Raw genomic sequence first — 25,501 nt, 5'->3', positions numbered from 1 at the left:
AAGGATAATGCATCAGGCTGCCGAAACGCTTCGGCGGCCTTTTTGTTGTTTGCCTTCCTGCAGGACGTTGCGCATTGAACGCTCTCTAAACAAATTCATATTCCTTCCTTGCAATCGTCTAAAGACTATAATATCGTTTTTTGACGATGAATTTACATCGCGCAAACATGCGCACAAGAGCTTAGCGGGCATCTCGCACCCAAAAAAGCCGTAGATCAGGATTATTCATGAGCCTAAGCAACAAAAGCGCGCGCAAAAAAAACTGCACCTTTGACGCCGATACCCCGCAAAACCGGCAATTGGCAGCGCTGACCAAGGCTTTGGCCCATCCGGTACGCCTCGAAATCCTTCGTAGTCTTTCAAATTGCGAACAAGCATGTTGTGCTGACTTGGTCTCTTGGTTGCCTTTGGCTCAGTCCACAGTTTCTCAGCACCTTAAGGTACTGGCCGAGGCAGAACTCATTGCCATGACCACCAAAGGGCGCACCACCTGCATCCGATTAAATGCCGACAGCATAGCAGCATCTCGAGAAAGCATGTCATGCTTCTTAAAAATGCTGGAAAACAGCCCGACGGCTCAAAAACTGCCTGAAGACGACGCATAACAAATTAGCCAACCACAAACGCCGCAAGCGCCGCTTATCAAGCGCGCGCGGTAAGCCGTGAGCCACAAAAGAATGACACAACCAACCGCACCCAAACCGCGCTTGCGCCCGCAAGCGCTCAACGCCGATGATGCCAGCATCTGGCGATCTCTTTCCATTCTATGGACCTATATGTGGCCCAGTGATCGACCCGATCTCAAGCGGCGGGTGGTCTGGGCCATGTTGGCCATGCTTGTCGCCAAATTCGTCACCGTGCTCTCGCCCTACTTTTTCGGCTGGGCAACAGATGCATTGAGCGAGCAAAATGCACTGCCAGACTGGCTGCCGCCCGTGCTGCTTGCGCCGGTCATGCTTGTGCTGGCCTACAATGCCGCGCGTGTTCTAGCCGTTGCGCTTAATCAGGTACGAGATGCGATCTTTGCCAGTGTCGGCCTGCACGCGGTGCGCGAACTGGCTGCAATAACCTTTGAGCATTTGCACGCGCTTTCTCTGCGCTACCATTTGGCCCGCCGCACTGGTGGACTGACCCGCGTGATCGATCGCGCCGTAAAAGGTATCGAGGGTATTGTTCGCTTCACCATTTTGAATGGCCTGCCGACCCTGATCGAATTCGCCTTCATGGCAATTGTCATCTGGTACCAGTTCGGCTTCTGGTATGTTGTGGTTGTGGCAACAACAGTGGTTGCCTACACCTATTACACAGTTGCTGCCTCGAATAACCGCATCAAAATCCGCCGCGCCATGAACGAGGCAGACAATGACGCCAACACCAAGGCCGTGGACAGCCTGCTGAATTTCGAGACAGTTAAATACTTTGGCAACGAGGAAATGGAGCTTGGCCGCTTCGATAGGGCCATGTCTGGTTATGAAAGCGCAGCGACCAAAACATGGACGTCACTTGCTTGGCTTAACTTCGGTCAGACGATGATCCTTGGCATTGGCATGGCGCTTTGTATGGTCATGTCCGCCATGGCAATCGAGGCTGGCGAGCAAACCATTGGTGATTTCGTGCTCATTAATGCCTTGCTCCTGCAGCTTTCGTTCCCTTTAAATTTCATCGGCTTCATCTACCGTGAAATCCGTCAGGGCATTGCAGATCTGGAGGCCATGTTCGCTGTTTTAGCCGTGGAGCCGGAAATACAGGACAAACCCGGCGCGCAAGAACTCGCCATCGCACGTGGCACCATTCGCTTTGACGATGTCCACTTCCATTACGATGCGGACCGGCCGATCCTGAAGGGGATCAGCTTTGAAGTGCCTGCTGGCAAAACAATTGCCATCGTTGGGCCATCAGGGGCAGGTAAATCAACGATCTCGCGCTTGCTCTTCCGCTTCTATGAGGCCACTAGCGGCAAGATTACCGTTGATGGCAAAGACATAACCGAGGTGACGCAGAAATCCCTGCGCGCCAATATCGGTATGGTTCCACAAGATACGGTGCTGTTCAACGACACCATCGCCTACAACTTGCGCTATGGCCGCCCCGATGCCACGGATGCAGAATTGCGTGAGGCCGCCAAACTGGCGCAGATCGATCAGTTTATCGAGAAACTACCGCAAGGCTTTGACAGCGAAGTAGGCGAACGTGGTCTCAAGCTTTCGGGCGGCGAAAAACAGCGGGTCGCTATCGCGCGAACAATCTTGAAAAGCCCGCCAATTCTGATTCTCGATGAAGCGACGTCCGCGCTTGATACCCATACCGAGCGGGAGATCCAGTCTGCACTGGATCTGGTGGCAAAAGATCGCACAACCTTGGTCATTGCCCACCGCCTTTCTACCGTTGTGAGCGCCGACCTCATTCTCGTGCTGAGGGAAGGCGAAGCGGTAGAGCAGGGCACGCATGCGGAACTGATGGCGCTAGACGGCCTCTATGCTTCCATGTGGGCACGCCAGCGCGAAGTGGATGAGGCCGAAGCCAAACTGGAAGAAATTCGGGCCGAAGACGAGGGCTTTATCACACGAAAATAACCGAAGTGGTAAAGCGAGATTGCAACCTCTCCTTTAGAAGAGTAAGAGCATACTTCGAGAAATAGAGTTGGCTTTGCCTCTCGTGCCGCTGCATCGGCGCAAGGCAAAGCCACGCTCTTCCACTTTTGTTAAACACAGGTGATAGTATGTCGCTCGCCGATACCATTTCCAAAACTCTTACCCCTATCCATCGCGAAGGGTATCCTTTCATCGCCATAGCGGCGGTTTCTACCCTTATTCTAGGCTACTTCTTTGATCCACTCTTCTGGATTGGCCTGATCCTCACCGCGTGGGTTTGTTACTTCTTCCGCGACCCCGCCCGCGTCACACCGGTGAAAGACGGCCTCATCGTCTCTCCAGCAGATGGCACAGTCTGCCTGATCGGCCCTGCTGTTCCGCCAAAAGAGCTCGACATGGGCGAAGAGCAGATGATGCGCGTCTGTATATTTATGAACGTCTTTAACTGCCACGTGAACCGCGCCCCGATGAAAGGTCGCGTCACCCGCGTTGCCTACAAGGCAGGCAAATTTCTGAATGCCGAGCTGGACAAAGCCTCCGAGCACAATGAGCGCAATGGCATCATCATCGAAAACGACGAAACCCGCATCGGCGTTGTGCAAATCGCCGGACTAGTGGCGCGCCGTATTGTCTGCTTCGTTAAGGAAGGGGAAACCATCTCCGCCGGTGATCGTTTCGGCCTGATCCGCTTTGGTTCCCGTCTGGATGTATACATGCCCCTTGGTACCAAACCTGCGGTGGCGCTTGGCCAAACCATGATTGCCGGCGAAAGCATTCTGGCAGACTTAAAGGCAACAGACGCCAGCGACCCTGTCACCCGCGTTTCCTAGTCGGACGTAAACAAATAATACAATTTAGGGTGACAGGAAGACATGACAAGTCAGCAGCATACCAATGATACGGAAGGGCGGGCACAGCCATCCTCGCAAGATACACAGCAGGAAGGCAGCGTCTCCGCATCCACCGCTGAAGAGGCGAAGCAGCAGAAGCAAATCCGGGGCGTGCCGCTGCGCATGATCGTGCCCAATATTGTCACCCTGTTAGGCTTGTGTGCCGGACTTACCTCCATTCGTATGGCTCTGGAAGCTCGCTGGGATATCGCCGTGGGCGCAATTATTCTGGCGGCTGTGCTCGATGGGCTGGATGGCCGTGTGGCCCGCATGTTAAAGGGCACCTCGCGTTTTGGGGCGGAACTGGATTCGCTTGCCGACTTTGTCAATTTCGGTGTGGCTCCTGCCATCCTGCTTTACGCGTGGATGCTGCAATCCTTCGATTCCATCGGCTGGATTGCTGCGCTTCTCTATGCCATTTGCGGTGCCTTGCGCCTTGCGCGCTTCAACGTGGCGTTGGATGATCCGAACAAGCCGGATTGGGCTGGCAAATTCTTCACTGGGGTGCCGGCCCCTGCAGGCGCGGTGGGGGTCTTGTTGCCGGTGTATCTGGAAAAGCTGGGCCTGCCCCACTGGGAAGGCTTGGCTCCGCTGGTGGCGCTGTACACGGTAGGCGTTGGCTTGCTGATGGTGAGCCAATTGCCAACATTTTCCGGTAAACAGCTTGGTACCCGAGTACGCCGTGAATTCGTATTGCCGATCATCGTGATTATTATCGCCTTTGTTGGCCTGCTGCTCAGCTATCCTTATGAGCTACTTAGCGTAATCACACTTTCCTACTTGGCCATCATGCCTTTAGCTTGGCGTTCATACAGGGCACATCGCAAAGCTGGCGACAAGGGACAATGGTCAAACGCAGATGACAGCCTTGCCAAAAACCTTGATGAAGAAACGCTGTAGCTAGGCGCTCTCTCCGCTATTTGTTTATCCAATTGAAAAGGCCAGCGCATGAAGCGCTGGCCTTTTCAATTGTCGCTGCGGGTATATGCACAAGTGGGATTCAACCAAGCAACGTACAAGTTAGAGGAACGGAACTAGGAGGAAAGCCAATTCCAACAAAGAAAGAGCCATAAAGCGAATGCCGCAGAATGCGCATAACTGAGCACAACAAAAAGCTAGGTGAAATCTGTAGAGCCTGCTGGCAGCCAAGCGGCAAAAAAGGGCCAAGGCATACGCCCTAGCCCTTTTTTACATGTTTCTTGAATGGTGTGCGGCGGAACCGCCACACACTGTATTTTCTATTCCGCGGCCACTGGAGCGGCGCGCTTCGGCTCTTCCAGAGCACTGTCATCTTCAAGCAGCCGTTGGTGTAGATCTGCTTTGCCTGTCCGCCTGCGCCGCCCGCGTCGGAAGCCACGCACCCACACACTGGGAGCTGCAATCAAAGTCGGGATCACCACCAAAGTAAGCAAGGTCGAAAATCCTAGACCGAAGATCACAGCGGTCGACAACTGCACCCACCATGCTGACGTGATTGTCACATAGCTGGTGACGCGCTCAACAAAGTTGAAGCTCAACTGTGTTGCCATTGGTAGCAAACCGGCAATGGTTGTTGTCGTGGTAAGCAGGATTGGTCTGATCCGCTGGGTTGCGGTCTTCAAGATCGCGTCAAGCGGCACCATCCCGTCATGGCGGAAGCGGTTATAGGTATCGATGAGAACAATCGAGTTGTTCACCACAATTCCGGCCAGCGCCAGAATGCCCGTTCCGGTCATGATAACCGAGAACTTTTGCCCGGTGACCAACATGCCAAGCAACACCCCGAACACGCTGAGCACGACGGTCGTCAGTGTCAAGAACGTCTGGTAGAAGCTGTTGAACTGCGTCAGCAGAATGATCAACATCAGGAACAGAGATCCAATCATCGCCTTCATCAAGAAAGCTTGTGAACTGGCTTGCTCCTCATCACCGCCACGGAACTTTAGCGTCACGTTCTCAGGCCATGTTTCCCCGTCAACCCACGCATGCAGGTTGGCGATGTGCTGGTCCTTGCGCAGCTCGCCAGCAGGATCAATGCTCGCTTTGACGTCCATGGCGTAGTAACCATCGCGCCGGGTAATGAACGATACCTTTTGCTGCGCACTTTGCTTGACAAAGTTTGACAGGGGAACAAGACCAAGCGGTGTGCGCAGGCGCAGCTGTTCAAAGCGGGCCATGGTACGTTCGCCCTCTGGCAAACGAACACGAATGTCCACTTCATCTTCACTGTCGCCAGGGCGATAGTCGCCGATTTTTACTCCGTTTGTCACCAGCTGCACCATAGCACCGACAGATGCAATATCGGCCTGATATCGCGCCGCGGCTTCACGATCGATCGTGAGCAGCCATTCGATACCGGGGAGGGGACGACTGTCCTCTTGGTTCATCAGCCCTTCAGTGGCATCCAGCTTTTCGCGCACCCGCCCCACAGCCGCAACCATCGCCTGATAGTTGTCTGAGGTGACCTGAATCTGCACATCCTTCCCCTGAGGTGGACCGCCCTCCATGGCGCGGGTTTCCACTTTCAAGCCGGGAATACTGCTGGTTTTCTCGCGGATTTCCGCAAAGATTTGCACCGCAGGGCGACGACAGCAAAAATCGGTAAACTCCACAGACAACTGGCCAATGGTGTCGGCAGGGCGATCCTGATTGTTCGATCCGCGAGCACCACTTGGATAAGCGGTTGTGACCACGTTCTTCACGCCCTTAACGCCCAGCACAATGCTGTCCACTTCGCGCACAAGTTTGAGCGCTTCATCCGCAGACATATTACCCCTTGCAGAGATAAACACCTGTGCTTGGCTTGCCTCGTCATCAACGAAGAAGTCAACGCCGTTGTTGTTGCTGGCAAACGTCATGAAGATACCGGCACACAAGGCAATAACGCTAACAATCGCGATGACAGAACCAAGGCGTGTTCCTGCGATACGCGCAAGCATACGCACATAAACCCCGGTGACACCCTTGACCTTTTTAGGGTCAAAGCGGCGCCCTTCAAAGACTTTAGCTGCCTCCAGCTCTTTCTCGTGACGCTCTTCCGCGCGCCGCCGCGAATACGCGATCAGCGGCGTAAACATACGCACCAACGGGACGTAAAGCGCGATAACGCCGATAATCATGCCAACAATAAGCGCGGCCACCCCAAACTGGGCAAATACCGGCAAACCACCGACAAACAAGCCAACCACAGCCCCGAGGGCAACCGCGCAAATGCGTTCGCCATGCCGGCCAACAAACGCGAACACTTTGGACAGGATGCCGCCGGTAACTGGCAGGAACACCACAGCTGTAAGCAGCGATGCCGACAGCACGATGATCACCATGATCGGCAAATAGCTCATAAACTTGCCCGAAACACCGGGCCAAAGCAGCATCGGCAGGAAGGCGGCAAGCGTCGTTGCGGTGGACGAGAAGATTGGCCAGAACATCAGCTTTGCCGCCCGGATATAGGCAGCACGCACTTCCATACCCTCGGCAATTTTCCTGTCTGAATATTCCACCATCACAATGGCGCTATCAACCAGCAAACCAACTGTCAGCACAAGACCAAACATCACCATGGTGTTCAATGTCATGCCAGAGCCGGAAAGGATCAGGAAGCCGACCATAAAGCTTGTTGGAATAGCCAAGCCCACCAACAATGCGGATTTCAGCCCCAAGGAAGCAACCACCACAACCATAACCAGCATCACAGCTGTCATGATCGAGCCTTGCAACGAGCTCAGCATTTTGTGGATCACATCGGATTCATCCAGCATATAGCTGACTTTCACCGTTTCAGGCATATCCTTGGTCGCTTCTGCAACGGCCTTGCGCACCGCTGCATTGTTCTCAAGAATGTTCTGCCCGATACGTTTCACCACATCCAGCCGAATGGCTTGTTCGCCATTCACCAGCGCATAGCTGCTTGGGTCCTTGAAAGTCCGCTTGATCGTGGCAATATCGCCAAGCGTTACCACAGCTTCACCCTGTTGCTTCAGCGGCAGGGCGTAAACATCGCTTGCGGTTTCTACAAGGCCGGGAACTTTAATGTTAAAGCGCCCGCCTGCCCCTTCCAGCACACCCGCCGGGATCAGCTGGTTGTTGCGCGAAACCGCAGAGAGCAGCTCGGCCTGCGTGACCTTGTAACTCTCCATCTTCATCGTATCGATGACTACTTCAAGCAGCTCCTCGCGGTGACCGGAAAGCTCGGCTTCCTTGACCGACGAAATTGCCTCGATCACATCCTTCAGCCGTCGCGCTTCGCGATAAAGCGTCCGTTCAGGCACATTGCCAGAAAGGGCAATTGAGATCGTTGGCTTGAGCGCCATATTGAAGGAGTTGATCGTCGGTTCATTCGCATCAGCAGGCAGCTTGGCTTTGGCAAGGTCTACCTTTTCGCGAACATTGGAGATCGCCTCGTCCTTCGGCACATCGATGTTGAACTCAAGCAGAACCCCCACGTGCCCCTCACTGGAGATCGTGGAAAGCTCCTTCAGCCCCTCAATGCCACGCAGCTCTGCTTCCATGGGCCGGCCGATGAGCCGCTCGCCATCCTCAGGTGAAATACCCTGCTGGCCGATGGAAACATAATAGAAAGGCACGTCAATATTGGGATCAGCTTCCTTGGGGATTGTCACATAAGAGACAATCCCGCCGATAAGTAAAGCCACCATGAGCGAAAAAACGGTCTTGGGGCGTTGCAGAATTGTTTCCAGCAAAGAGATCATGAGTTACTCTCCGCCGCATAGGGAACAGGGGTTACCTTTTGCCCTTCACCCACGTAGTCTTGCCCGACAGTGATGATATTGACAGAATCCGGCAAGCCATTCACCCAAACACCTTTGGTATCCCCGCCGATCAACTGCACCTCGTAAAACACCACGAGATTGTCGCTGTTCACAGCGCGCACGCCAACCCGGCCCTGATCATCAAGGGTCAGGATCCCAGGGGAAATGTAGTGGGCGTGCTCCTGTGGCAATTGCAGCATAGCCACAGCGGTCATCCCGTCGCGCAGCTTGCGCTCGCTGTTGTCTACCGCAAGTTCAATGCGGAATGTGCGAGTGTCCGGATCAGAGGATTGCGCCACATAGCGAACATCGCCAAGCACCTGCTCATTGCCTACCAGATTGATGATGGCTTTTTGACCAAGCGCGACCTTTTTGACATCGCCCTCCGAGACAGCACCCACCACCAGCATAGGATCGGGATTGACCACCTTGGCACAGGTCTGACCAATGGTCAGCATTGCACCCTCTTCAACCAGTGGCGCTTCAACAATACCAGCGATTGGTGAGCGAATTTCCGTCCGTGCCAGCTCGATCTCCGCTTCCTGCAAAGCAGCTTTTGCCGCATCTCGCGAGGCTTTTTCCGCTGCCAGCTTGTTCTTGGCGGCGTAGCCCTTGCCGCTTAGCTTCGTCGAAGCTTCATAGTTAAGCTCGGCCTGAGCCAGTTTGGCATTGGCCTGCAACACCCGCGCCTCGCGCGCGCCGCGATCAAGCACACACAGCAGTTCGCCAGGTTTCACCCGGGCACCCTCAAAGGCCGGACGCTTGGCAACAATGCCGCTGGTCTCTGCGCGCACTTCCACCTTGGCGTCCGCCTCGGTGCGGCCACGCATCTCCAGAACCGGCTGGCGTTCGATGGCCTTGAACTCTGTTACACGTACAGAAAACGGCTTGGCTGCCTGTTCTGCGTTACGCTGTGCGGGGGGAGGGGTCGATCCCTCGTTTTCGCCCTGACCACTTTGCACAACAGTGCCAGAGGCCATCCACAACGCGGCACTTCCGGCTATGCCTAGGGCTAGCAAATGTGAAAAACGAATTCCCATTGAATTTTCTCCGCTAGTCTTGCGGTTGCGAGAGCTGCTGAGGAAGGCCTGGGGCAGTCTTGGCCAGCGCCAGCAATGTATCTCTGTTTTCTACAATATAGGTTAGGCTTGCCTTGTACGTATGCACCCCGTAACTCATCGTCCAACGGGCCGCATGGCAAGCAGTGGTACGCAACTCTTCTTCCAGTTCGGCAAGCAAGCGCCGAATATAGGCTTCACGCTGATCAAGCTGCCGTGCGATCTCTTCCTCGCCCAAAAGTTTGGCAAACAAAGCTGCCAACAAAAAGGAAGAGCGAAACACATCCTCGACAGGAGATTTGCGCAATTCATCAATGAATGCCCGGCGTCCATGTTCGGTCAGGGAGTAGACCTTCCGCGCCGGTCGGTTATTTTCGTTTTCTTCCCGAAGGGCGACGAGACCCTCGTCCTTCATGGATTTCAAACAGGGGTAAATTGACCCGAAACTGGCATTCACAAAAACATTGAATTGCCCTTCTCGCGCCGCATTCCTGATCTCGTACCCTGTGGCCTCTCCCATAGAGAGCACCGCAAGGCAAAATCGTCGTGTCGACATCGCCTGAAACCTCTGTAGCCGCCACATGGCAAACCACTTAGTATGTATCAATGCGATATACTCTTAGTCTATCAATTCGATATATGTCAATATACAGAGCCTGTAAATCGAACCCCGAGAAAAGGCTTGGCAACCCGTTCTTTAGTGGCAATTCGATATTTACGGTTAAGGTGGTATTACAATGCTCCCTTTCAAGGCTCTATGGCAAAAAAATGGCGATTAATTCTAAAAAACGCCATGTGCATTCTAAACCAGTCTCGCAAAACCCTTTGTTTCTACATAATCTATGAGGACCACGTAAAAGGCCTGCGAAGGGGCTGATCTCTGGCCCATGGGTAGTTCTGCGGTCTTCTTGCAGCAACAGACGACTTAAGGTGATCTATGAAAAAACTCGTTTTCAAATCCGCGCGACGGAACCAAACAGCCCCTAAGTCCCTTCATTCGGGCGCCGCTGCGCGCCAAACAAATGAGCGGGCGTCAGCCCGGCCCGACTACGGCGACGCTGAAGCGCAATACCCGCGAGATTTGGTGGGTTATGGCGCGGAGACGCCGGATCCGCACTGGCCAGGTGGCGCGAAGCTCGCTGTTCAATTTGTTGTGAACTACGAGGAGGGCGGCGAGAATTGCGTGCTGCATGGTGACCCGGCCTCCGAGGCCTTCCTCTCTGAGATTGTTGGAGCACAGCCATGGCCCAACATGCGCCATATGAATATGGAGAGCATTTACGAGTATGGCGCCCGCGCGGGCTTCTGGCGTCTACATCGCGCCTTCACGGCACGCAAGCTGCCGGTAACCGTGTTTGCCGTAGCTACGGCTCTTGCACGCAATCCGCAGGCTGTGGCTGCCATGAAAAGTGCCGACTGGGAAATCGCCTCCCACGGCTTGAAATGGATCGAGTACAAAGACTTTTCGTTCGATGAAGAGCGGTATCACTTGCAAGAAGCTATCCGCCTACATCAAGAGGCCACTGGCGCCCGCCCGACAGGTTGGTACCTTGGCCGCTGTTCCGCCAATACTCGCGAAATTGTGATGCAAGACGGCGGCTTTCTCTATGATGCAGACAGTTACGCCGATGATCTTCCATACTGGGTAACGGGCGACAACGGCCCACATCTGGTGGTCCCCTATACTCTGGATTGCAACGATATGCGCTTTGCTACCGTGCAGGGCTTTAATAGCGGCGACCAGTTCTACGCCTATTTACGCGACACATTTGATAGTCTTTATGCAGAGGGACAACAAGGCGCTCCCAAGATGATGTCGGTAGGTCTGCATTGCCGCCTTGTGGGCCGTCCGGGACGCATGGCAGCCCTAAATCGCTTCTTGGATTACATCGCTGGCTATCCTGATATCTGGGTCGCTACCCGTGAGCAAATCGCTCGCCACTGGCACGAAAATCATCCGCCGAAATAGGGGCACGTGACATTTTGGGGCAAAACTAAAAGCTCCGTATACGCTGCAAATCTAATCTAGGTGCCTTTGCTGTAAACCTATCACTTTTCATACTGTTTTTGATCGGTCTTGTAAGTGGATCGCCAATCGCGCTAACAGCTCCGCTTTTATTTGTGTTCAATTGAGTAACACTTGGCGGCATTGTTGCTGCGCGCTTGGCAACAAAAACCAGTGTGGTTCCAGTTTCTGCGCTGGAAAAGACACTGTGATTGACGAGGCTGCGGCAGGCGTTTACCCCCGTCATCACAAACTAGTGAAAATTATCAGAGGTTTTTTCCCAGTTTTTTAGCGGGTGTGCGGCCAAACTCGCCAAAATCGCCGCAATTGCATGTGCTTTTGGCGCAAATGCCGCATATCGGTGTCCCGCACCGCCTCTCATCAAGTAAGACGATAAGAAGAAAGACTTCATGAAAAGCCTCTCCCGTCGAACCTTTCTGCTCACCGGCTCTGCCGCGCTTTTAGCGGGGTGCAGCACCACGCCGCGCAGCGCGCTGGTCTATTCCTCATCCACGCGCCCACGCGACTTGCGAACTGATCCCTACTATATCGGCCTTTACGTCGCGCAGCCCTCTGAACAGTTTCCGCTGCCCGCAATCGATTTGAAGCAGATCGCCAATCAGCGCTATCTGCGCCAAACGGTAGAGTTTACCGGACCAGAACCGGCAGGCACGCTGGTGGTCGATCCCTTTGAGAAGTTTCTTTATCTGGTGAACAATGACGGCACGGCCATGCGCTATGGTGTGGGTGTTGGCCGCGCTGGCTTTGGCTGGGCAGGAGATGCCTTGGTGCAATACAAGCGCAAGTGGCCCAAATGGACTCCGCCCGCAGAGATGATCGCCCGCCAACCTGAGCTGGAGAAATATCGCAATGGCATGGCGCCGGGGCTCGACAACCCGCTTGGCGCCCGTGCGCTCTATCTGTTCTCTGGTGGTAAGGATACGCTATATCGCCTGCACGGCACAGCTGAGGTATGGTCGATTGGCCGCAACGTCTCCTCCGGCTGTATCCGCTTGCTCAATCAAGATGTGGTCGACCTCTACAACCGGGTACCAAATCATACCCGTGTTATTGTCCGTGGTGCTCCAACGCCAACAACTCCGACCGCCTCAACACAGCCGCCATCCGCCAGCGCTTAAGCCGGTCTGAATCAAGAGAGCTTACGCAAATGGCGGGGTTAACTAATCCGCCTTTTGCGTTTGTGACACGCATCACGTCACCTTGTTGCAAAAAGTCGCGCGGCTTGTCGCAATCCCGCGCAAAAGTGTAATCAAATGTATTTGACCGTTCTGCGCTCTGCACTTTTTCAAAAGATGCCTTATAACCTAATTTAAAGGGTCTATCTTTGCCTAGGGCAAGCGCTAGAAGCGGACAGCAAGCACACAATGTTAACCAGAATAAAAAAACCTCTCGGCTCGGTAGCTGTTATTTTTGTAGCCACCTATGCTCTTCTATTTGTCAGTAAACCGGCGTTGTTTGACACTCCGCAGCCTGCGTTTGCTGCAATCGGCTTGCAGCTTTGGCCGCAACAAGCCGCGGCGAAGCAAAACGGTGCATCTAAAGCGCGCGCAGGCGCACGGGGCACAGGGCGCGCTGTGCTTGTACGCACACAGCCTGTATCTACAGCAACCACGGACAGCTTTGTTCGGGCAATCGGTACAGGGCGTGCCCTGCGCAAAACCGATCTTTATGCAGAAAGCACGGGCCGCATTGTTGAGCTGCCCAAATCCTCCGGAGATCGAGTGGCAAAGGGGGAGGTGATCCTCCAGCTCGATGATCGTGCCGAACGACTTGCCTTGCAACAAGCGCAACTCGCCCTGGCCGATACAGAAGACCAGCTTGCACGCTATGAAAAGTTGATCACCAGCCAGACCATTTCTTCAGTGCAGCTACAAACGGCGCGCCTTACCCTGTCGCGCGCTCAGCTTGATGTTGAAAAAGCGCAGCTTGATCTGGAGCGTCGTCAGGTCAAAGCACCATTTGCCGGAACACTTGGCATCTACGATGTGGTGCGCGGTGATTTTATCAACCAGTCCAGCCGAATTGTTGGCCTTGACGATCGTTCAAAAATTCAGGTGGAATTTGTCGTGCCCGAGCGGTTCTCCGCCCAGCTGGAGCTTGGTCAAGCGGTGAAACTAAGTACGCCAGTGCTGCCCGGTAAAACCCTGAGCGGAACAATCTCCGAACTTGCCGGGCGCATAGATCCGCTCTCCCGCACGCTGACAGTGCGCGCCACCTCTGCCAATCCGCAGGAAATCTTGCAGTCCGGCCTGACATTTGATGTCGAGGTGCCCTTGCAAGGCACGGCTCACTTAGCCGTGCCGCCTATGGCGGTGCATTGGGACAAAATCGGTCCATATCTTTGGAAAATCTCAGGTGACAAGGTTAGCCGCGTTGACATCACGATCATAGATCGTGGCGCCTTTGCAATCCTGATCGACGCGCCGCTCAAAAAAGGCGAGGAGGTTGTCACCGAGACCGCCCGCACCCTGCGCCAAGGCATGAGTGTTAAACTGCAAAACTCCGGCAGTGCCCCGCAAGAGCCAAGCTCGGCTAGTTAGCAGGAGACGAGCATGCAAAACCAAAACACGCCTTCTGCCGACAACGCGCCAGAAGCTGCAAGCGCACAAAACCCGTCCGCCACAGCATCAAACGAGACTGGCAACAGCTCTGCCGCCCTTAAAGGCATTTATGCGCTTTGCGTGCGCCGCCCGGTGCTGGCTATCGTCCTCAACCTATTGCTGGTGACAGCTGGCATCGCTGCTTTCTTTGGTATCGAACTGCGTGAGATGCCGAATATCGACCGCCCGGTGGTCACCGTGACCACCACTTATAGCGGCGCCACGCCGGAAGTGGTGGATGCTGAAGTGACCAGTATGATCGAAAAGGCGGTAGCACGCACCTCCGGCATTGCCTCAATCTCCTCCAGCTCACGCTACGGACGCAGCCGCATCACCATTGAGTTTTTGCCGCAGATCGATTTGAGCGAAGCGGTTAACGATGTGCGCGATGCGGTTTCTTCGGTTACCCGTCGCCTGCCTGATGATGCAGAAAGCCCTGTCGTGGTGAAAGCTGATGCCGATGCCTCCCCTGTTATGCGACTGGTGGTCTCATCGAGCACTCTACCAATCGCGCAACTGACCAAATATGTCGAGGATGTGGTCACAGATCGCCTCGCCGCCATTGATGGTGTCGCCTCTGTCTCCGTTTATGGGGCCCGTGATCCGGTCTTCAAAATCGCGGTGGATCTGCGCGCTCTGGCCTCTAGAGGGCTGACACTGTCGCAAGTGCGCGCCGTGCTAACAGAGCTGGCGCAAGACACTTCCGCCGGTTCCCTGCGCACCAACACGCAAGACCTGTTCGTGCGCGCCAATGCCGATGTGCAAAGCGCGGAAGATATTGCCAATGTACGCATCAACCCCGATACCCGCATTGCAGATGTTGCCCTTGTCACCTATGGCCCAAGCCGGGCCAGCTCCGGTGCGTATTTTGAAGGCGCAAGGGCACTGTCACTCGGCGTAATTCGCTCGGCAGATTCCAACACCATCGAGATTTCAAATGCGGTTAAACGCGAAGTCGCAATCATCAAGCAAGATTTACCCGCTGGAACCGATATTTTTATATCTTCCGACGATGCACGTTTCATCTCAGGTGCATTGAACGAGGCTTTCCTGTCAATATTCTATGCTACCGGTATTGTCATTGCGATTATCTGGTTGTTCCTCGGGCGCTTTCGCATAACGCTCATTCCGGCCCTCACTGTACCCGTCGCCCTGATCGGTGCTCTGAGCGCCATCTGGATGGCCGGGTTCTCCATCAATGTGCTTACCTTGCTTGCTCTGTTGCTCGCCACCGGCATGGTTGTTGATGATGCCATCGTGGTATTGGAAAACATCACCAAGCGTATCGCGCGCGGCGAAACACCCGCCGTTGCCGCCATTTTTGGCACGCGTGAGGTGTTCTTTGCCGTCATCACCACCACAGCGACGCTCGCCGCCGTGTTCATCCCCATATCCTTCCTGCCCGGTAGTATTGGCAAGTTGTTCTCGGAATTCGGCTTTGTACTCGCGATTTGTGTCGGGCTTTCCTCATTCGTTGCACTCACGCTGGCGCCCATGCTTGCGGCAAACCTGCTAAAACAGCGTGATGTTTCATCTGAGCAGCAGGCATCGGCTCTCGGGCGGGTAATCAAGCAAATTGGGCAGCGATTTGCCAATGTGTATCTGCGCAGCTTACAGGCTTCCTTGTCGCGCCCGCTGATCCCATTGGCAATGGCAGCCCTGTTTTGTCTTATCGGTTTTGCCAGCTACAAGCACTTACCCCAAGAGCTCACTCCGCAAGAAGACCGGGCGGTAATTCTCATGCGTGCTGTGGCGCCGCAAGGGGTGTCGCTTGAATACACCCGCGATAAACTCTCGCAAATCGAGACGATTATCCGCGAGACCACCCGCCCCGGCGAGGCCAAATCTCCGCTTGTCATTGCTGGTACCGGCTCGCTAAATAGCGGCTTCATCGTTGTGCCGCTTAGCGATTGGCAAGAGCGCAGCCGCAGCCAGGCGCAGATCATCGCGCAGCTTCGTAAAAAATTATCAGGGATTACCGGTATCAACGTCTTTATCTTCCAGCCCAACACGCTTGGGGTGCGCGGTGCGGGGCAGGGGCTGAGCTTTGCGGTCACCGGCAGCAATTACGATGCGATCGCCGCCGCTGCGCAGAGTTTAAGCGATGCTATGCAAGATCGCTTCCCCGGCAAGGTGTTGCGGGCCCGCTTGTCCTACGATACGACCCAGCCGCAGTTGCTCATCCATGTTGATCGCGAGCGCGCAGAAGATCTGGGGCTCAGTGCCGAGGGCATATCTGCCAACCTGCGGATGCTGCTGGATGGCTCGCAAGTGGCCGAGTTGTTCATTGGCGATGACGGCGTGCCACTTATTATGGAAGCGGGCGGTGATCCGCTTGCCTCAACCAAAGACCTTGAGAACATTTTTGTTAAAACCAGCGATGGCACCATGCTGCCCCTGTCGTCGATCATCACCATAGAAGAAGAGGCCGTTGCCCCCTCGCTTACCCGTGAGGCGCAGCAACGCGCTGTGCCTGTCTCCCTATCATTGGCAGGGGGCTATGATTTAGCCAGCGCTGTCAAAGACTTGCAGGCAACTGCGGCAGAAGTTCTGCCCGCAGGTACCAGCTTGACCCTGCTGTCAGAAGCGGCGCTGCTGGAGGGGAACAGCGCCAATATGCTGCTCACCTTTGCCTTTGCCGTGCTGGTTGTCTTTTTGGTGCTTTCTGCGCAATTTGAGAGCTTTGTTTGCGCGCTAATAATACTGTTGTCGGTTCCTTTCGGCGTTGCAGCTGCCTTTATCGCAATGGATTTGGCAGGCGCTTCGCTCAATGTGTATAGCCAGATCGGCATCATCCTCCTTGTTGGCTTGATGGCGAAAAATGGCATTCTCATTGTCGAATTTGCCAATCAACTGCGCGAACGCGGGCAATCTGTTGCCGATGCGATTCAAAATGCGTGTCAGCTGCGCCTGCGACCCATTGTGATGACAGTGGCCTCCACTGTACTTGGGGCGGTGCCGCTGGTCTTGGCCTTTGGCGCAGGAGCCGAGGCGCGCGTGCAGCTCGGTTGGGTGATCGTCGGTGGACTTGGTTTTGCCACATTGGCGACCATGTATTTGATCCCGGTCGCCTATCGCTTGCTCGCGGGGCTAAGCAAACCACGTAGCCACCGAGAGGAGCAGTTAACCCGGGAAATAAGCGCAACGCGCAATCTATAAAAACTCATAGATTGCGCCCGCTCGATCACACCTGCGTGAGCAATCGACTGCCAATGCGTGTAAATATTCTTAATGCGATATGAGGGTGAGGCGGAAAGGTCTCTCCGTAAAAGCGCTTAATCATATGGCAACTAAGCTGACTTGTTTGTCACCAAAATGAAACAAAGCGCACAAAGTGCAGCAAAATCGTGATATATTCAAATTCTAACCCTGCGTTATCAATAGGATGGAGGAAGGAATTTGAAGATGTACGCTTATGCTGCGCTGGCGCTTCTGCTGCTGGCAACCGGTGCAGCCAAGGCAGAACCCACTAAAGGTTCTCTGCAAATCCAGCAGCTACAAGCCATTAGCGGCCGCGCCGAAGTTGTCGATGCTGCCCGCATGAATCTGTACCATGCCCACGGCATCCTCTCTGTCGGCCTGATGCGGCCTGCAAAGAGCGCAGAGCATCTGCGGAAGCAGTTGGTGAGCGCGGTAACCGTGCATTGCCTGATTTTTGGCTTGGCCGAGACATCAAGCTGCGTAGCAAAAGACAGTTTTGGCAGCAGTTGGCAACTGGGCGGTGCCCGCCACATGCCGCGCAACTAGAGCGAAATCACCGCATTAAGGTCCGTCAGGCGCCCAGCAAATATTGCATCTGCCAAGCTCAAGTACATGCCGTCTTTAGCAGGTGGCAAGCCCCAATAGGGCAGGGATTTCGGCGATGCTTTGTGCGACAAAATCGCAAGATCCAGCCAGATCTTCCCGTGTGGCCGGACCGGTAAGTACACCAAGCGTGACACCAGCCCCTGCTGCCCGCGCCGCAGTGAAATCATGCAGACTATCGCCAACCATCATCAGTTCATGCGGAACGATATTGCATTTATCACAAACCCGAAGCAGCATATCGCCCGCAGGTTTTGGCTGGCCTCCACTGTCAAATCCAAGGATCATAGCAAACTCGTCTTCCACGCCGGCATCTCGCGTTTGTTGCCTTGCTGAGGCTTCCAGATCATTGGTGATCACCGCGAGTTGAATCTTGTGGCGCTTTAATCCGCTAAGCAGGAGCGGCAGATCACAGACCGGAACTGCCCTTGTCGATAGCGTGACGTGTTCTGCCAACTGCATCAAGCGATCTAAATCGTAAGCTGGCAGTAGAGGCAACCACGCCTCGCATAACTCTTGCGTAGAACCAGCAACCACCAAAGCCCCGGGGACGAATTTATGCGTTTCTACGTCGAAACCGGCAATGTCCCCAAGACGCTGTTTAAGAGAAGTGTCATCTGGTGCCAACGCGTGCAGCATGGCTTGTGAAAAGTTGATCCATGTCTGGTCAAAGTCGAACAAGGTGCCATCCTTATCAAAGGCAATGACGCGAATATGGCTAAGTTTTTTGGCAAGGGGGAGCTGCATAAGAACCTGTTAAAGCTATGGATCGGGTGGCTATAGCTATGCAATATAACAGGAAAATTACACTGAGTGACGCACACAGCGCGCTACCAAACAGCGCAGGCTAGTGCAATGTAAACAACAAGAGATATTTGAGAAACGATATGGCTGGGGATCCTGGACTCGAACCAGGACTGACGGAGTCAGAGTCCGCTGTTCTACCATTAAACTAATCCCCAGTAGAACCAATAGGTTAGGCGAGAGTTTTACAATTTCGCCTTGAGAGTTTTACAATCTCTCTGGTGAGCGGTTCTATATCTGTCCACGGTTGGTCGGTCAATAGTCCATGTCGTAAATGTTTGCCGATTTAGGATTTTTCTGCATTTTCCCACAATGCAATTGCAGTTTCAGCGGTTTTGAGCTGCTCATATTGTTGGGTGTAGCGCTCCACCATAGCGTTGCTCATTCCTGTAATCGACGAAATTTGACCATTCGAGCAGCCGATTTGCTTCAGCCTGCTGGCCGCACTCGCGCGCAGGCCATGTGGTTTGAAACCCTCTGAGCGGATCCGGGAGGTTAGGGGTTTGCCCATTTCGCGGGTAAACATCGCGCGAAATCCGCCGGGGTCCAGCGGAGCGCCGTTATGCCTAGTTATGAGGTAGATATGCCCGCGTTCTCGGCAGTCACGAATTGTTGGCTGCAGGCTGTTATGGATCGGGATCCAGAGCTCTTTGCGCGTTTTGTCCTGAATGACGCGAATGCGATCATTTTTGATATCAGCCAGCCGCATTCCGAGAATATCGCTTGTGCGTTGGCCAGTATAAAGCCCCAAATATACAAACGTCCGGATTTCCCAACGCGCGTGATCTGCGGCGAGCTGGATCGCCCAGTCAGGCCAAGGCCGCGCTTTTTGCGTTTCGTGCTTTATTTTTTCGATGTTTTCTGCCGGGTTGCTGGCGTTAAACCCGCGCAATAGACCCCATTTGAATAGCGTCCGGTAAACACTCATAGCGTGATTAGCGGTGCTGGGGCGGTCGGAAAGGCTGTCTTGAATTTCAACCATAACGCGGGTGTTAATGGTGGATGCTGGAAACTCGCCAAGCCGTCGCTCCAACAGATCCAGATAACGCTCGTAATCGCGGCGGCTGTTGGCGCTGAGGCGCGTAAAACTGACATGCTTTCGATAGGCCTTGATGAGGGCAGTCACTGAGTTTTTCGCGGAACGTTTCGCAGTCTTTGCAGAGGGTGTTTGCCCTTTTTGCAGTTTTTGCAGAAACGACCAAAACGCGGGGCTTTGTGGCTGGTGTGGGATGCGCACCCGATCACCCGTTTTTACCGTACCCCGATGCGGCTGGAAATAGTAGTAGGTCCGGCCCTTTGATTTAACCTGATGAACAAAGGGCGGCAGCTCCACGCCGCTTTTACGTTTTCTCGCCACGAGCTGCCCTCAAAATATCGTCATCCTCAATCTGGTTGCTACCGATGAGTTGTGCGTGCGATCGCATCAGGGTGATCACTTCCTCGCGATCCCAAATGTCTAGCCCCGTAAACGGGTTTTTAATCGGGTGTGGCAGAAACCCGTTCTGCACAGCGCTTTTGAATTGAGTTGGTTTCATGCCAATCAGGTAGGCCATATCGTTGGCTGAGCAAAAATCAGGAGCGTAATGGCGCATTGATGATCCTCTGTGATTTTTGTGGGTTGTTCATCTAGTAGAAGTCAGGGGCGCGGGTTGAGCCGGATCAGTCCCGCTTCCGCCAGCAGTCCGCGCTTCTATCTTATGATCGGCTTGTTGGCTGAATTTCGCGTGTGTCATTGTCATCATTTACCTCACATTTGTTGCTTTTCATCCTGAGCGGCGAGGAGGCCGGTTTGGGCCTGCCAGCCATGTTCCCAGCGTTTGAAGCGTGGATCATCGGAGATAAACGGATTGTCGATAATGGCAGCGCCTGCGTTGGCTGCATCGATGCCGGATTGCTGGGCATCATCTATGGCACCGCCGAGCCCAAGGGCATGCATGTACAGATCCAGCAGGCTTTGCTGTTCTTCACGTTTGGAGGGCGTTTGCTTGCGCAGCTTGATGCAGGTGCGCAGGGTGGGCACGTCAAAGCCGTTGCCCTTGGCCTCGGCAAACACCGCCTTGATATCGGCCTGTAGCGCTTGTTTGTCCGCTTCCAGCCGTTCGATGCGCTCGACAAAGCTGCGCAGCACTTCTTTCGCTACGGTGCCGGTGTTGGAGCGCTCATCTTCTGCTTGTGCTTTGCGAGAGGAGTTCATTGCAGCACCTCGCTGACTTTCTCTTGCAGGCGGGCGAGAATGGCCTGTTCGATCTGGCGGGTGCTGTGCTGGGGATAGCTGAGCTCGGCGGCAAAGCGGACCATGCGGGTAGAGAAATGGGCGCTGCGCTGGGTGGCGAGCGAGGCGAGACAGGCGCGATCGTCGGTAGACAGCGGCGCTTTGATGATGGCCCGCTCCAGCTGCTCGACAAGCGGCAGGATCAGGCTGAAATAGCTTTCCGGTGTGTGTTGCATGGGATCCTCGGGGTTACGCTTGCAGATGGTGGTGGCGGTTGCGCGTGCTGCTGCCGGTGGATAGACGCAGGGCGATCAACTGGGCAAGCTCGCCGCGATCCAGCACAGGCAGCGGGGCGCAGGCGATAAGGCGCTCCAGCGAGTAAATCTCCGGCTGCAACAGGGCATAGTAACTGGTGAGAGTATGCTGGGTATTTCCCGCGTGGCTTTGCGGGGTATTCCTAGGAATGCGCATATCGTTGTCCTCCGGTTTGCTAACCTGTGGGCAAGATATGAATTCATAAAAAGTGAGTTGTCAATCTACAAATTCACTTAAAGTGTATTTATGGATCTGATATGCTCTTTTGTGCGGGCTCGCTTTTCTGAGTGGGTCTGTGATTTATTTAGATTGGGAATATGCAATGAATTTGGCTTGAAAATTGTTTTTTTAAGGAGGTAATTCTATGGAGGAACAGCGCTTGGAGATGTTGGCCAGAGCTGCTCAAATGTCTGGATTATCGTTGGATTTTATTGTCTATTTGTCGGCTGGTCTGGATATCCAGGCTTTGCGCATATTCTGCGGCAACGTGTCTACTCTTCCCAGAAAGAGGAAATCCAGAGAGGTGCCGTAGGTCGCGTTGATTTTGATGGCGCCCTGTAGGGACAGGCGTTGCTTGGCAGTTTCCCAATTGTTTTGTTGGGTCGGGAGTACGCCAATGCTGTGGGCAAATTCCTTTTGATTAAGTTCAAGGAATTTGCGAAGCCAAATCAATCTGTTGGCCACGCTTTCGTGGCTAAATTCATCTGAGTTTGTCATGGGCCTACTGTCGCATAATTCATTAATAATGAGTATTTCTATTTTGTTCATGTTGACGTAAATCACAAAAAGTGAATTAGTGGTGCCATGATGAACGCGAGAGATATAGTCAAAACGCTTAAGGTGAAGACGCTCTCCCAGCGCTTGGGCGTGGGAGCGCCGGCAATTTGTAACGCTGCCTCTACAGGCAGGTTTCCAGCTGCATGGTTTCATGAAATGGAGCTCTTGGCCGCGGCGGCCGATGTGGAGTTGCCGCGGGCCCTGTTCACTTGGCGAAGCTGTCAAACGCGTCGCTCGCCCGAGCAAAAGCATTAGGCAGTTTTTCAGCTGGGCGGGGCGGTGGCAATCCGCCTGATTTGGCCCCTCTGATTTGGCCCCTGAGATTGTGCCCCTGATGATGCGGGGCTTGTGCTTGGAATATCCGGAATTTCTGTTTGCAAGGCTTTGCGTGAATGCGGCGGACCTTGCGAGGCTGGCGCAGGTGGGGGCAGCAGCACCTTGTTCAGCTCGTGGGGTGCAAGCGGGGTGCGCGGCTGGCGGATCCTCCCAAGCGGTGGCCGCGCACCTTCTGTTCTCTGCTTTTTTGCTGTGCCGGACTTGTCAATTCAAAACCCGATTTAACTTGGAGGGCTCCTATGCCTCTTGCCGAGAATGCCCCGCGTTTTGCCATGGTGCCGAGCGCGGCTGTGCTTGACCCTGATTTAAGCCCCCGTGATTTGCAGGTATTGACGCTGCTCTGCGTCTCGAAAAACCGGCAGACCGGCCTTGTCTATCGCAGCCAAGTGAAGATGGCGGCGCAGCTGCGGGTGCGGCGCTCCACCGTGCAGCTGGCGCTCAAACGGCTGATCGCGCGCGGCTGGGTGATGATTGCGCGGCGCGGGGTGCGCTCGGACGGGGCGTGCTGCTCGCACACCTATCGCGTTTTGGATGCGCCGGAGGGGGAAGGAGAAGAGGAGGGCGATGATCTGGTGCAAACGGCGCAGGTGGAGGCGCAGGCTGAGGAGCTGGAGAACCGGCATCAAGACTATAAAAACAGGCAGGGGCTGCCAGCTGCAGCTGGCACCTATAAGAACAGAATATCTAAAACAATTGATGATGACGGAAAAGCGGCTGCGAGTAGGGCGAATGGTGCAAGTGCTGTGCCAAAGCCACCAGCGGCGGTGGGTGTGGCTGAGGGCGCATCATCAGAGGGAGCGGGAGCGCGATCAGAGGGAGCGGGAGCGCGGTTTGTGGCGGCGTGCGCGGCCTTGCTCAACAGCGCACGCATTGGCCTGCACACGGCGCAGATGATCGGCGGGCTGGAACCGGCGTGGGGTTGGTACATGGCCGGTGCCGATCTGGAGCGGGACGTAAAGCCAAGTATTTGTAAGCTTATGCTGCGCGCAAAGACGGAGATTTCCTCATTAAACTATTTCTCTCGCGCGATTATGAGCGCCAAGCGCGCCCGTGAGGAACAGGCGAAAAACGGCATGGATCCGCGCTATTTGCAAAGCGGGGTGGAGGCGGCGGCGCGGCGGGGACGGGCTTTGCAGCGCGAGCATGAAAGCTGCCTTGATGCCATTCGCGCGGTGTTTGGCGAGGATGCGCTGGAGGGGGCGGCGCGTGAGGCTGGTGCGGGAGTTGGCGCAGGAGCTCGGCGATGAATGCGACGGCGGAAAGGGTGGCCGAGAAAGCGCCGGAAAGCGCCGTGGTGCGGGAGTTCGTGACGCCGCTCACGGGGGTGTTCTCGCGCACGCCGGGCAAGGACAAGCAGGCGTATTTCTCCGCCCTTGAGCAGATATTGCAGGGCTTTCCGGCGCAGACCTTGCGCGCGGCCGCCAAGAAGCTGCTGGCGGAGGCGACCTCCAGCACGTGGCCCTTGCCCGCCCATGCCAAAGCGGCTTGCCAGAGCGCGGCGGGGCAGGTGGCGCAAGAGCAGGAAGCGGCCAAGCAGGCAGCACAAGCGCCGCGCTATGACCTGCCGGACCGTGTGGCCCTGCGCATTCTGGTGGACCAAGCCCCGGCCATGGCGGTGAACGCGCAGGCGGATGACTGGCATGTGGCGCTGCTCGATTTTGTCAAGCAGCGGCGGCAGGTGCCGGATCTGGCGCAGGCGGAGGCGGTTTATCTGCAGCACTTGGAGGGGGAATGGCGGCGCGCGGCGATGGTGGCTGCAACGCTCAAGCTGTTTGAACGGGTGGGCGGCACCGCAGAGGATCTGCCGCCACAACATCCGGTGGCGGTGATGGCACAGGCGATTGCCACGCGGCGGGAGCGGATCCGCACGCAGCTGGCGCAGCTGTTGGCAGAGCAAGAGGAGATGATGTGATGGGCAGAAGCGGGGCGAGGAAAATGGCGGGTGGTTCGGGTGTTTCGGGTGGTTTGGCGTGCCGTGAGCATGCGGATCCGTTGCGGCTGGCGGCAAAGCCCAAGGCGCGGCAGGCGCTGGCGCGGCAACGGGCGGCGTTGCAGCGGGGGCATTCGCTGGAGTGGCTTTACAACGCCAAGCGGATCAATCAGGGGCAATATGCGGCGGCCTGCAAGATCCGCGGGCTGTGCGCGCAGGTGGAGGGGCAGACCGGATCGGTGGATCTAGGCGCGGCGCGGGTGGATTGCTCGGTGCGGGCGCGGGACTGGCTGATGCTGGGCACGTGCGAGGCGCGCGAGGTGTTGCAGCGCATCGGGGCGCGGCTGGGGCCGGATCAGGCTTATGCGGTGTTTGCCATTGCGGGGCGGGGGATCAGCGTGCAGGAAACGGCGCTGGCTTTTGAGGAGGATGACGCCAAGCGGGCGGCGGGCAAGCCCTCGCGGGCAACACGGGACTATGTGGGGCGGCTGATGCGCGACGGGCTTGCCCACGCGGCCTTTGAGCTGGGCTTGGCGGTGGAGGCAGGCCCCACCCACAAGCGCATCTTCGCCATGGAGTGGTGAGGGGGCGATGGCGGGCGGGTAGCAGTGGGTAGAGAGTGATAGGGCGGCATAACGCCCGCCGCAAAACCAAAATTGACGGCGTACCTTTATAGCCAAGCGCCTTTCAAAATTAGGGCAGATACCATCTGCGCATCGCCAAACCGAGATTTCTTTGTAAAACAACTCCTCAATATGAAGAAGTAATATCTCTAGTTTTAAGTCGCTTTAGTGTAGGTGTGTGAAGTTATTGACATAACAATATCAGTAGAATACTAATGATGTTAGTTAGCTGTCAATGATGTACTATTTTAAGCGAGGTGGTAATATGATGGTATTCCCCCCATTTTTGGAGGAGTTTTGGCGTAGAGTTACGCTGCCAGTTTCAGTTTGTCGGCAGGTGTGATGCCGCCGATGGCCATGTTTGGCCGGTTGTTGTTGTATGTCCAGAGCCACCTTGTTGCTTGCGCCTGGACTTGCTCGATTGTTTCAAAGCAATTCTGATCCAGCCATTCTTGCCGAACTGTTCTGTTGTAGCGCTCCACATAAGCATTTTGAGCGGGCTTGCCCGGCTGGATATGCAAGATCTTAATGCCTTGCTTTCGTGCCCATGAGAGCAGCGTTTCACTTATATTTTCCGGGCCATTATCAACCCGAATTGTCTCAGGTTTGCCGCGCCATTCAATTACTTGCTGCAAAGCACGCACAACCCGAAGAGCGGGAAGAGAGAAATCCACTTCAATAGCTAGCCCCTCGCGGTTGAAATCATCAAGTATGTTAAGCGTTCTGAACCGCCTGCCATCCTCCAGTTGATCTGACATGAAATCCATCGACCAAACTTGATTGGCCC

General features: G+C 55.1%; 22 protein-coding genes, 1 tRNA gene and 1 pseudogene. 12 read left to right on the top strand and 12 right to left on the bottom strand.

What is annotated here, in order from left to right; translation table 11 throughout:
- The first annotated feature begins 227 nt into the window (after positions 1-227).
- From AYK82_RS13025 to pssA, 4 genes are all read left to right on the top strand, one after another.
- A complete protein-coding gene (locus AYK82_RS13025; protein WP_068316545.1) occupies positions 228-605 on the top strand; it encodes an ArsR/SmtB family transcription factor in 378 nt (125 codons plus the stop codon).
- 72 nt (positions 606-677) lie between these two features.
- The gene (locus tag AYK82_RS13020; RefSeq protein ID WP_068316543.1) at positions 678-2,573 is read left to right on the top strand and encodes an ABCB family ABC transporter ATP-binding protein/permease; all 1,896 of its coding nucleotides are present in this window, start codon (positions 678-680) and stop codon (positions 2,571-2,573) included.
- 146 nt (positions 2,574-2,719) lie between these two features.
- Positions 2,720-3,421, top strand: a complete 702-nt coding sequence (locus AYK82_RS13015) for a phosphatidylserine decarboxylase (protein ID WP_068316542.1) — start codon at positions 2,720-2,722, stop codon at positions 3,419-3,421.
- 42 nt (positions 3,422-3,463) lie between these two features.
- Positions 3,464-4,381 carry a CDP-diacylglycerol--serine O-phosphatidyltransferase gene (pssA, locus tag AYK82_RS13010; RefSeq protein ID WP_082733926.1) on the top strand — a complete coding sequence of 306 codons (918 nt, stop codon included), beginning with the start codon at positions 3,464-3,466 and terminating at the stop codon, positions 4,379-4,381.
- Between the two features lie 338 nt (positions 4,382-4,719).
- On the opposite strand, the gene AYK82_RS13005 is transcribed toward pssA, so the two are convergent.
- From AYK82_RS13005 to AYK82_RS12995, 3 genes are read right to left on the bottom strand one after another with little or no spacing between them, the layout of a single operon-like run.
- Positions 4,720-8,169 carry an efflux RND transporter permease subunit gene (locus AYK82_RS13005; protein ID WP_068316540.1) on the bottom strand — a complete coding sequence of 1,150 codons (3,450 nt, stop codon included), beginning with the start codon at positions 8,167-8,169 and terminating at the stop codon, positions 4,720-4,722.
- The gene (locus tag AYK82_RS13000) at positions 8,166-9,269 is read right to left on the bottom strand and encodes an efflux RND transporter periplasmic adaptor subunit (protein ID WP_068316539.1); all 1,104 of its coding nucleotides are present in this window, start codon (positions 9,267-9,269) and stop codon (positions 8,166-8,168) included. Before AYK82_RS13000 ends, AYK82_RS13005 begins: the two co-directional genes overlap by 4 nt.
- Before the next feature lie 13 nt (positions 9,270-9,282).
- Entirely contained in the window at positions 9,283-9,843 is a 561-nt protein-coding gene (locus tag AYK82_RS12995; protein ID WP_208976496.1) for a PadR family transcriptional regulator, read from the bottom strand.
- 525 nt (positions 9,844-10,368) lie between these two features.
- Between AYK82_RS12995 and puuE the strand changes: the two are divergent.
- The 5 genes and pseudogenes from puuE to AYK82_RS12965 form a co-directional block, all read left to right on the top strand.
- Positions 10,369-11,250: pseudogene (puuE, locus tag AYK82_RS12990) on the top strand (allantoinase PuuE); the annotation flags it as partial.
- Between the two features lie 452 nt (positions 11,251-11,702).
- The gene (locus AYK82_RS12980) at positions 11,703-12,431 is read left to right on the top strand and encodes a L,D-transpeptidase (RefSeq protein WP_068316531.1); all 729 of its coding nucleotides are present in this window, start codon (positions 11,703-11,705) and stop codon (positions 12,429-12,431) included.
- Positions 12,432-12,677: 246 nt separating this feature from the next.
- The gene (locus AYK82_RS12975; protein WP_068316528.1) at positions 12,678-13,853 is read left to right on the top strand and encodes an efflux RND transporter periplasmic adaptor subunit; all 1,176 of its coding nucleotides are present in this window, start codon (positions 12,678-12,680) and stop codon (positions 13,851-13,853) included.
- Between the two features lie 12 nt (positions 13,854-13,865).
- Positions 13,866-17,072 (top strand): efflux RND transporter permease subunit, encoded by a 3,207-nt coding sequence (locus AYK82_RS12970; RefSeq protein WP_082733923.1) that lies wholly within the window; start codon positions 13,866-13,868, stop codon positions 17,070-17,072.
- Between the two features lie 246 nt (positions 17,073-17,318).
- Positions 17,319-17,660, top strand: a complete 342-nt coding sequence (locus AYK82_RS12965) for a hypothetical protein (RefSeq protein ID WP_208976495.1) — start codon at positions 17,319-17,321, stop codon at positions 17,658-17,660.
- A 75-nt stretch (positions 17,661-17,735) separates the two neighbouring features.
- Here the strand turns inward: AYK82_RS12965 and AYK82_RS12960 are convergent, their stop codons facing one another.
- The 8 genes from AYK82_RS12960 to AYK82_RS18020 form a co-directional block, all read right to left on the bottom strand.
- The gene (locus tag AYK82_RS12960; RefSeq protein ID WP_068316527.1) at positions 17,736-18,464 is read right to left on the bottom strand and encodes an HAD family hydrolase; all 729 of its coding nucleotides are present in this window, start codon (positions 18,462-18,464) and stop codon (positions 17,736-17,738) included.
- A gap of 141 nt (positions 18,465-18,605) precedes the next feature.
- Positions 18,606-18,679: transfer RNA gene (locus AYK82_RS12955), tRNA-Gln, on the bottom strand.
- A 128-nt stretch (positions 18,680-18,807) separates the two neighbouring features.
- Complete coding sequence (locus AYK82_RS12950; protein ID WP_068316526.1) at positions 18,808-19,878, bottom strand: tyrosine-type recombinase/integrase; 1,071 nt, start codon at positions 19,876-19,878, stop codon at positions 18,808-18,810.
- Positions 19,862-20,113: a hypothetical protein gene (locus AYK82_RS12945; RefSeq protein WP_068316525.1), complete on the bottom strand. Its 252-nt coding sequence runs from the start codon at positions 20,111-20,113 to the stop codon at positions 19,862-19,864. The genes AYK82_RS12950 and AYK82_RS12945 overlap by 17 nt, the downstream gene beginning before the upstream one ends.
- Before the next feature lie 155 nt (positions 20,114-20,268).
- Positions 20,269-20,715, bottom strand: a complete 447-nt coding sequence (locus AYK82_RS18540) for a GapR family DNA-binding domain-containing protein (RefSeq protein ID WP_082733922.1) — start codon at positions 20,713-20,715, stop codon at positions 20,269-20,271.
- Entirely contained in the window at positions 20,712-20,969 is a 258-nt protein-coding gene (locus tag AYK82_RS12935) for a hypothetical protein (RefSeq protein WP_068316522.1), read from the bottom strand. Before AYK82_RS12935 ends, AYK82_RS18540 begins: the two co-directional genes overlap by 4 nt.
- Before the next feature lie 13 nt (positions 20,970-20,982).
- Positions 20,983-21,204 carry a hypothetical protein gene (locus AYK82_RS12930; RefSeq protein WP_068316520.1) on the bottom strand — a complete coding sequence of 74 codons (222 nt, stop codon included), beginning with the start codon at positions 21,202-21,204 and terminating at the stop codon, positions 20,983-20,985.
- Between the two features lie 279 nt (positions 21,205-21,483).
- Complete coding sequence (locus tag AYK82_RS18020; protein WP_156453365.1) at positions 21,484-21,978, bottom strand: helix-turn-helix transcriptional regulator; 495 nt, start codon at positions 21,976-21,978, stop codon at positions 21,484-21,486.
- Between the two features lie 422 nt (positions 21,979-22,400).
- On the opposite strand from AYK82_RS18020, the gene AYK82_RS12910 reads away from it, so the two are divergent.
- Genes AYK82_RS12910 through AYK82_RS12900 form a run of 3 tightly spaced genes read left to right on the top strand, consistent with a single transcriptional unit; the run spans position 22,401 to position 24,675 of the window.
- Positions 22,401-23,408 carry a helix-turn-helix domain-containing protein gene (locus AYK82_RS12910; RefSeq protein WP_068316505.1) on the top strand — a complete coding sequence of 336 codons (1,008 nt, stop codon included), beginning with the start codon at positions 22,401-22,403 and terminating at the stop codon, positions 23,406-23,408.
- 59 nt (positions 23,409-23,467) lie between these two features.
- On the top strand, positions 23,468-24,073 hold the full coding sequence (locus AYK82_RS12905) for a hypothetical protein (RefSeq protein ID WP_156453364.1): 606 nt from the start codon (positions 23,468-23,470) through the stop codon (positions 24,071-24,073).
- A gap of 23 nt (positions 24,074-24,096) precedes the next feature.
- Entirely contained in the window at positions 24,097-24,675 is a 579-nt protein-coding gene (locus AYK82_RS12900; protein WP_156453363.1) for a hypothetical protein, read from the top strand.
- 347 nt (positions 24,676-25,022) lie between these two features.
- Here the strand turns inward: AYK82_RS12900 and AYK82_RS12895 are convergent.
- The coding region (locus AYK82_RS12895; protein ID WP_156453362.1) for an integrase core domain-containing protein at positions 25,023-25,501 on the bottom strand (479 nt) is incomplete at its 5' end.

Origin of the sequence: Polycladidibacter hongkongensis, from assembly GCF_001561995.1 — a bacterium.
GTDB lineage: Bacteria > Pseudomonadota > Alphaproteobacteria > Rhizobiales > Stappiaceae > Pseudovibrio > Pseudovibrio hongkongensis.
This window is presented reverse-complemented; position numbering and strand designations above follow the sequence as displayed.

Excerpts from the sequence above, each read along its gene's own strand:
- AYK82_RS12935 (WP_068316522.1), bottom strand. The coding sequence starts at position 20,969 with ATGCAACACACACCGGAAAGCTATTTCAGCCTGATCCTGCCGCTTGTC.
- AYK82_RS12960 (WP_068316527.1), bottom strand. The coding sequence starts at position 18,464 with ATGCAGCTCCCCCTTGCCAAAAAACTTAGCCATATTCGCGTCATTGCC.
- AYK82_RS12930 (WP_068316520.1), bottom strand. The coding sequence starts at position 21,204 with ATGCGCATTCCTAGGAATACCCCGCAAAGCCACGCGGGAAATACCCAG.
- AYK82_RS13025 (WP_068316545.1), top strand. The coding sequence starts at position 228 with ATGAGCCTAAGCAACAAAAGCGCGCGCAAAAAAAACTGCACCTTTGAC.
- AYK82_RS13000 (WP_068316539.1), bottom strand. The coding sequence starts at position 9,269 with ATGGGAATTCGTTTTTCACATTTGCTAGCCCTAGGCATAGCCGGAAGT.
- AYK82_RS12995 (WP_208976496.1), bottom strand. The coding sequence starts at position 9,843 with ATGTCGACACGACGATTTTGCCTTGCGGTGCTCTCTATGGGAGAGGCC.
- AYK82_RS12910 (WP_068316505.1), top strand. The coding sequence starts at position 22,401 with ATGCCTCTTGCCGAGAATGCCCCGCGTTTTGCCATGGTGCCGAGCGCG.
- AYK82_RS12975 (WP_068316528.1), top strand. The coding sequence starts at position 12,678 with ATGTTAACCAGAATAAAAAAACCTCTCGGCTCGGTAGCTGTTATTTTT.
- AYK82_RS12965 (WP_208976495.1), top strand. The coding sequence starts at position 17,319 with ATGTACGCTTATGCTGCGCTGGCGCTTCTGCTGCTGGCAACCGGTGCA.
- AYK82_RS18020 (WP_156453365.1), bottom strand. The coding sequence starts at position 21,978 with ATGAAACCATGCAGCTGGAAACCTGCCTGTAGAGGCAGCGTTACAAAT.
- AYK82_RS12945 (WP_068316525.1), bottom strand. The coding sequence starts at position 20,113 with ATGCGCCATTACGCTCCTGATTTTTGCTCAGCCAACGATATGGCCTAC.
- AYK82_RS12970 (WP_082733923.1), top strand. The coding sequence starts at position 13,866 with ATGCAAAACCAAAACACGCCTTCTGCCGACAACGCGCCAGAAGCTGCA.
- AYK82_RS13020 (WP_068316543.1), top strand. The coding sequence starts at position 678 with ATGACACAACCAACCGCACCCAAACCGCGCTTGCGCCCGCAAGCGCTC.
- AYK82_RS13015 (WP_068316542.1), top strand. The coding sequence starts at position 2,720 with ATGTCGCTCGCCGATACCATTTCCAAAACTCTTACCCCTATCCATCGC.
- AYK82_RS12980 (WP_068316531.1), top strand. The coding sequence starts at position 11,703 with ATGAAAAGCCTCTCCCGTCGAACCTTTCTGCTCACCGGCTCTGCCGCG.
- AYK82_RS13005 (WP_068316540.1), bottom strand. The coding sequence starts at position 8,169 with ATGATCTCTTTGCTGGAAACAATTCTGCAACGCCCCAAGACCGTTTTT.
- AYK82_RS12900 (WP_156453363.1), top strand. The coding sequence starts at position 24,097 with ATGGCGGGTGGTTCGGGTGTTTCGGGTGGTTTGGCGTGCCGTGAGCAT.
- AYK82_RS18540 (WP_082733922.1), bottom strand. The coding sequence starts at position 20,715 with ATGAACTCCTCTCGCAAAGCACAAGCAGAAGATGAGCGCTCCAACACC.
- pssA (WP_082733926.1), top strand. The coding sequence starts at position 3,464 with ATGACAAGTCAGCAGCATACCAATGATACGGAAGGGCGGGCACAGCCA.